Annotated in this window: 6 protein-coding genes and 1 pseudogene; all 7 read left to right on the top strand. The window is 41.1% G+C overall.

Features of this window, described 5'->3' with window-relative positions; all coding sequences use genetic code 11:
• Positions 1-300 precede the first annotated feature (300 nt).
• Positions 301-1,959: a hypothetical protein gene (locus J0895_RS19220; protein WP_207089618.1), complete on the top strand. Its 1,659-nt coding sequence runs from the start codon at positions 301-303 to the stop codon at positions 1,957-1,959.
• On the top strand, positions 1,944-2,924 hold the full coding sequence (locus J0895_RS19215) for an AAA family ATPase (RefSeq protein WP_207089617.1): 981 nt from the start codon (positions 1,944-1,946) through the stop codon (positions 2,922-2,924). Before J0895_RS19220 ends, J0895_RS19215 begins: the two co-directional genes overlap by 16 nt.
• Entirely contained in the window at positions 2,914-4,071 is a 1,158-nt protein-coding gene (locus J0895_RS19210; protein WP_207089616.1) for a CoxE, read from the top strand. The genes J0895_RS19215 and J0895_RS19210 overlap by 11 nt, the downstream gene beginning before the upstream one ends.
• A 108-nt stretch (positions 4,072-4,179) precedes the next feature.
• The gene (locus tag J0895_RS19205) at positions 4,180-4,389 is read left to right on the top strand and encodes a 2-oxoisovalerate dehydrogenase E1 subunit beta (protein WP_207089615.1); all 210 of its coding nucleotides are present in this window, start codon (positions 4,180-4,182) and stop codon (positions 4,387-4,389) included.
• Positions 4,386-4,628 (top strand): type II toxin-antitoxin system HicA family toxin, encoded by a 243-nt coding sequence (locus J0895_RS19200; protein WP_207089614.1) that lies wholly within the window; start codon positions 4,386-4,388, stop codon positions 4,626-4,628. The genes J0895_RS19205 and J0895_RS19200 overlap by 4 nt, the downstream gene beginning before the upstream one ends.
• Before the next feature lie 116 nt (positions 4,629-4,744).
• Positions 4,745-4,867, top strand: a pseudogene (locus J0895_RS27035) (nucleotidyltransferase family protein); the annotation flags it as partial.
• Positions 4,868-4,990: 123 nt separating this feature from the next.
• A partial coding sequence (locus J0895_RS19195; RefSeq protein ID WP_340643555.1) for a HEAT repeat domain-containing protein occupies positions 4,991-5,931 on the top strand: 941 nt, incomplete at its 3' end.

The following is a 5,931-nucleotide window of genomic DNA, read 5'->3' as shown; positions in this document are numbered from 1 at the left end:
TATATATAGATATGGATTAGCCCTTTCAAGGTGGTAAATTAAAAGACGAAAAATCGTTATTTTTTGTAGGGGTTTGGTCTCCCTACCCTCAAGGGTGGATGTAGGGGTTTGGTCTCCCTACCCTCAAGGGTGGCGATCGCATTGCACCCCTACAAATACACCTTGACAGGGCTAATGGATATGGATAGAGGTTACAGGCCCCACTGGTTTCAGCCTTGCCAGACCAATGGTAGGGAATGTTAGGGGAGTTCGCGATCGCGTCGTTATGGTAGAATCGGGGGGCTTCCTAGTCAATTGCTTATGACCATTGGGCGATCGCTTTGTCGCGTAGCGATTTGTAGCGGAATTTATGCTGGGGCTTCCATATTACCGGGGTTGAACATTCCCGTCGCTTTTTTATCGACTGACAAAGGTCAAGAGTTCTTGACAAAACTGGGTGAGTTTATTACTGGCGTGGTGGCGGGTAACACGGCCAATGCTATTGATAACTTTGATTCGAGTCGTTCTGATTACGTTGGATTACAAAATGAGGATTTAATTCGCGTTTCAGGGAAGGCGATCGCTCAAATTATTTCTATGGCTTCCCTGAATAGAAAATATGATAGATCCACTTGCAAACGTCTTAAAAACATAGCTGCCAAAGCAACCGAAGCATGGGTAAAATTGGCGCGTTATGAATTTGGTCGGTCTAACTATCAAGAGTTAAACGAGGGAGAAATTTCCTTAATAATTACCCCTACAGAAGGGGGATTAACCCAAGCTGAAATTTTGAGAGTTGAAGAGTGGTCCGATATTTTTGTGAAATTAGATATAGAAATAGACCCAGACAAAGGTGTTGATTTGGCGAGTGATGTGCGCCAAGAGGTGGCGAAATTACTCCAAAAAGAATTTCCGAAAGTCTTACGAGAAGCATTAAAGCAGGACTCTAAGGAAGACGGTAAAGCCTTTGCTGGGTTAATGATTCAACTGATTCCTGGAATTAAGCAAGAGTTGGATAAACAGGGTAAAGTTGCCCTAATTTCCTTGGAAAAATTAGAAGAGATAGAACAGCAGTTAACCGGAACAGAAGAACAGATAAAGAGAGTCTTTAGAGATATTTCTGACCAGATGCAGACTGGATTTGATGTTCTGACCGAAAAACTCGACTATATCATTGATGTAATTCAGCCTCACCCTCGCGAAAGCATCGAGAATAAACTCCTGAAAGCCTTACTAAAGTTAGATTATGATAGACAGGCAAATTTGTTTAAACAATTTGTGGAGAATCATCAAATTGGAGCTTGTTTAATTCACGGTTCACTTGAAACAGCACCGCGTTGGCTGCTCAATCGCCTGATTCGGAACGTACCCAATGGCAATACATCAAATTATGTTAAAAAAATCAAGTTTTCTCGCCGAACTCATAATAGCTCATTAGATAGTATTTTTCAAGAGATTAGTCGTAAATTGGAAATCAATAAAACCAGTTCACTTGCAGCAATTCATCAGAGTATTTGTGAACTTTGGCAATCTCAAACTGTAATTTTAATTGTTGAAAATACTGAGGACTTCGAGGAATCTTATCTTGAGGCATTTCTGCAACAATTTTGGCAACCCCTCGCTAACTTAGCAAATCGAATGGGAACGCCTGATGAAAATTACAGTTTACTTTTATGTTTACTTGATGAAGACGGATTTACAAATGACTGGAACATCACTTATACTCAAGATCCAACCTCAAAGTTAATCCCCCAAACGCTGATTAAATTTATGGAAATTCAACCCATCCAACGCCGACAATTATCGACGTGGCTAGAATTACATTGTTGTACTGAAAACCTACTACAATATACCGATAGTTTAGTTGATGAAGTTTTCCGAGACAGTGAAAATGGAGTTCATCAATATATCTTGGAAAAAATCTGCTCTCTCTGTCAAACTACATGGGAAGAATTTGAGTCAACATGGCGGAAATATTAAAACCACCCACAGACAAATTACACTATACCGGAAAAGTGCATCCACCTGATGTCTATCGGGATGATAATGGACAGCGAGTTTATCCCTATTTACCCAGTGATGAACTGATTGAAGCGGTTAATTTAGCCATTACCTTACAGCGTCCTTTGCTGCTGCAAGGTGAACCCGGTTGTGGTAAAACTAAATTAGCGGAAGCTGTCGCCTATGAGTTGGGATTACCCTATCTTTGTTGGACGATTAAATCCACCAGTCGCGCCCAAGAGGGACTCTATACCTATAATAATTTAGCCAGACTGCGGGACTCTCAATTACTGGCTTTAGGTCAATTCAGCACCCCTGAAGAAATCAATCAGATTAAGGACCCTAAAACCTATTTAGAATGGGGGAAAATTGGGGAGGCTTTTATTAGTGACCAACCCACAGTTTTATTGATTGATGAAATTGACAAAGCTGATATTGATTTCCCCAATGATTTATTATTGGAGTTGGATGAAAAACGCTTTACCATCCCCGAAACTAAAGAGGAAGTGATAGCTAAACATCCTCCGATTATCTTTATTACCAGTAATCAGGAACGAGATTTACCGGATGCTTTTTTGCGACGCTGTTTATTTCATTATATTCAGTTTCCCAACCCAGAACAGTTAATTCAGATTATTATCGCTCGATTTTTTGGAGTTCCCCAGGATAAATCAACCATTCCAGAACCGGAAAATCAGTTTATTCAAGAAGTGGTAGCGAGATTCTCGAAATTGCGGGAATTTTTGGGCGAGGAAAAACGACAAACGGGTAAAAATATTAGTACCAGTGAATTAATTGATTGGTTTGATGTCCTGCGTCGGTATCCTCATGATCAAGTCCTGAAGCAGTTACAGGGTCAACTTCCCTATTTAGGGGTTTTACTGAAAAATTGGGAGGACCACCAGCGTTCTTTAAGTAAGTTTAGGGGGAATCATGAAAATTAATGATTTACCCCTGCGAGAGTTATTTGATAAGCTGCGTCAAGCGGGTTTTGTATTGGGTATTGATGAATATGAACTGCTGTTAGAAGCATTAATGAAAGGGTTTGGAATCCCTGACGAAGCGGCGTTAAAAAGACTCTGCAAAACGTTATGGGTTAAGTCGGTTGAAGAAGAGAAAATTTTCGATGATTATTTTGTCAAGGTGATATCTAAACCCATTGATAATCCCTTGGTAACATTAGAGAAACCTGTCACCGAACAACCACCGATTCCGATAACACAGTCACAGGTCAAATTGACACCATCTAAACCGCGAGATAAAGAGAGGGTATCACCGGCACAATCACAGATTCAGCCATCTCCTGAAGTTGACAGATTCAAACCGGCTGAACCAGAATCTTCGCCAGAGGTGGCGTTAGAAATGGATGATGTAGTGCAGTTAGCAAAAACTAAAACCCGTGAACAATTCGACTCGGATGCGGATTCGTCTTTTTTGTTGTTTTCGGATTATTTACCGTTAACCAAAAGACAAATGAAACAAACTTGGCGTTATTTACGCCGTCCCATTCGTGAGGGGCCATTAGTTGAATTAAATGTGACAGCAACCCTAGAAAAGATTATCCAAGATGGGTTTTTCTTGGATCCAGTGTTAGTGGCGCAACGGATGAATCGAGTTGAGTTGGTTTTGCTGTTGGATGTTGATGCTTCAATGGTTGCTTTTCATTCTTTAGGGGATAGAATTAAAGAAACTGCCATGCGGGGGGGACGCTTAGGGGCATCGCGGGTTTATTATTTCCATAATTGTCCGGTGGATTATGTTTATGGGGGTCCGGGATATTCTCCAGCGGTGAGGGTGGAGGAGATGTTAAGCGGGTTATCTCCCAATCGCGCCTGTCTGCTGATTTTTAGCGATGCGGGAGCGGCACGGGGGGGCTATAGTGAAGATAGGTTAGAATTGACTGAGCGATTCTTGCGGCAGTGTCAGCAACGCTTACGTTATCTGGTTTGGGTGAATCCTGTACCGATGGAACGCTGGGGAATGACGACGGCTGGGGAAATTGCTAAGTTAATCCCGATGTTTGAATGCGATCGGCTTGGGTTGCAAAATGCGGTTAAGGTGTTACGGGGGAATCCAGGGAATCAATCATAAAATTATAGTTTTTTCATATAAAAACCATTAACAAGGGGGACTTTGAAGCTAAAATGAAAGAGGAGTAACTCAGAAATCATAATTAATTTTTTAGGAGATAATTAAAGCATGAATGAAATTATTTTTTTAGTAGAACATGATGTTGAAGAAGGATATGTTGCTCAAGCATTAGGAGTGTCAATTATCACTCAAGCCGATAATTTAGATATGCTTAAATTAGAGGTTAGAGACGCCGTGTCTTGCCATTTTCCGAATGAAGAATTACGGCCAAAAATTATACGGCTTCATATTGTTAAAGAAGAGGTGATTGCCTCATGAAACTACCGAGAAATTTATCGGGTCAGGATTTAGTAAAAGCCCTTAGAGTATTTGGTTATGAAGTCAGCCATCAAACAGGGAGCCATATTCGACTAACAACACAATATAATGGAGAACATCATCTTACTATACCCGCTCATAATCCTCTAAAGATTGGTACGTTAAATGCCATCTTAAAGGACATATCTAATCACATCAATATAAATCGAGAGGAATTGCTAAATCAATTATTTAGATAATTAATTTTCTTTAATAAACATAAAATTCAGGGTTGGAATTACCGAAAATAGGATTCAATTAGGATACCTCACAAAACCAATGAATTTTAATTTCAATAAAAATCTAGGCAATACTCATGAAACTGAAAGACGAATTGCAACAAAGACGAGATGAAATTTTAGCCCTTGCACAACAGCATGGCGCGTTTAATGTGCGGATATTTGGTTCCGTAGCGAGGGGGGAAGAACGGGAAGATAGTTATGACCGGGAGTTTGCCCAGTCGCAAAGTTGGGCGGCTTGGGCTTACAAAGAACCCAAGAAATCGGTGGAGTTATTGGCTGCGGCTTTCCGGCGGGCGTATGAAGAAAATCCTAGGGATTTAATGCGGCTTTCTACCCTGACGGAGATGATTCATCAACCGATTGAAGAGTTTGACCGCCTGCGAATTTTTGCACGGGCGATCGGTCATTATCGACGGAAGAAGTTTGAGGAAGCCCAGGCAGAAATTGTCAAGTTACCGACTGAGGGCGGGGTGGTTACTTTGGGTCGGAATATTGTCATTCCCATTCCTCGCGAGTTGTTACCTGTTATCAAGACTGTCGAGGATGAAGAAACTAGAAAAAGAATTAGGGATTTGGTTAACGTTATTCAAAAAACTGAGAAGGAATATATTCGTAGACAATCGGCTGAGAGTTTATATAAAATTGACCCAAGCAATCCTCAAGTTATTGCTGGCTTGGTTACTGTTCTTCGAGGGACTCAGGATAAATTTATTCTTAATCAAGCAATTGAGAGTTTAGGGAAAATCGGACAAGGAAATCCTCAAGCTATTGCTGGGTTAGTGCAAGTTATTCAAAATACTCAATCTGAAGATACCCGTTGGCAGGCGGCTGAGAGTTTAGTGAAAATCGGGCAAGGAAATCCTCAAGCTATTGCTGGGTTAGTGCAAGTTATTCAAAATACTCAGGATGAACATACCCGTATGCAGCTGATTGAAATCTTAGAGACAATCGAACCTAGAAATCCTCAAGCTATTGCGGGGTTGGTTCAAATTATTCAAAATACTCAGTCTGAGAGTACCCGTAGGCGGGCAGCTGAGAGTTTAGAGAAAATTGACCCGCGAAATCCTCAAGCTATTGCTGGGTTGGTTCAAGTTATTCAAAATACTCAGAATGACGATACCCGTAGGCGGGCGGCTGAGAGTTTAGGGAAAATTGACCCCGGAAACCCTCAAGCTATTGCTGGGTTGGTTCAAGTTATTCAAAATACTCAGAATGACGATACCCGTAGGCAGGCAGCTGAGAGTTTAGAGAAAATTGACCC

The organism is Phormidium pseudopriestleyi FRX01, from assembly GCF_017313335.1.
Lineage (GTDB): Bacteria > Cyanobacteriota > Cyanobacteriia > Cyanobacteriales > Laspinemataceae > Laspinema > Laspinema pseudopriestleyi.
The sequence above is the reverse complement of the archived record's forward strand: the minus strand, read 5'-3'. Positions and strand labels throughout refer to the sequence as shown.

What these genes read in the sequence shown, in the direction of transcription:
- J0895_RS19205 (WP_207089615.1), top strand. Translation starts at nt 4,180, where the DNA reads ATGAATGAAATTATTTTTTTAGTAGAACATGATGTTGAAGAAGGATAT.
- J0895_RS19220 (WP_207089618.1), top strand. Translation starts at nt 301, where the DNA reads ATGACCATTGGGCGATCGCTTTGTCGCGTAGCGATTTGTAGCGGAATT.
- J0895_RS19210 (WP_207089616.1), top strand. Translation starts at nt 2,914, where the DNA reads ATGAAAATTAATGATTTACCCCTGCGAGAGTTATTTGATAAGCTGCGT.
- J0895_RS19200 (WP_207089614.1), top strand. Translation starts at nt 4,386, where the DNA reads ATGAAACTACCGAGAAATTTATCGGGTCAGGATTTAGTAAAAGCCCTT.
- J0895_RS19215 (WP_207089617.1), top strand. Translation starts at nt 1,944, where the DNA reads ATGGCGGAAATATTAAAACCACCCACAGACAAATTACACTATACCGGA.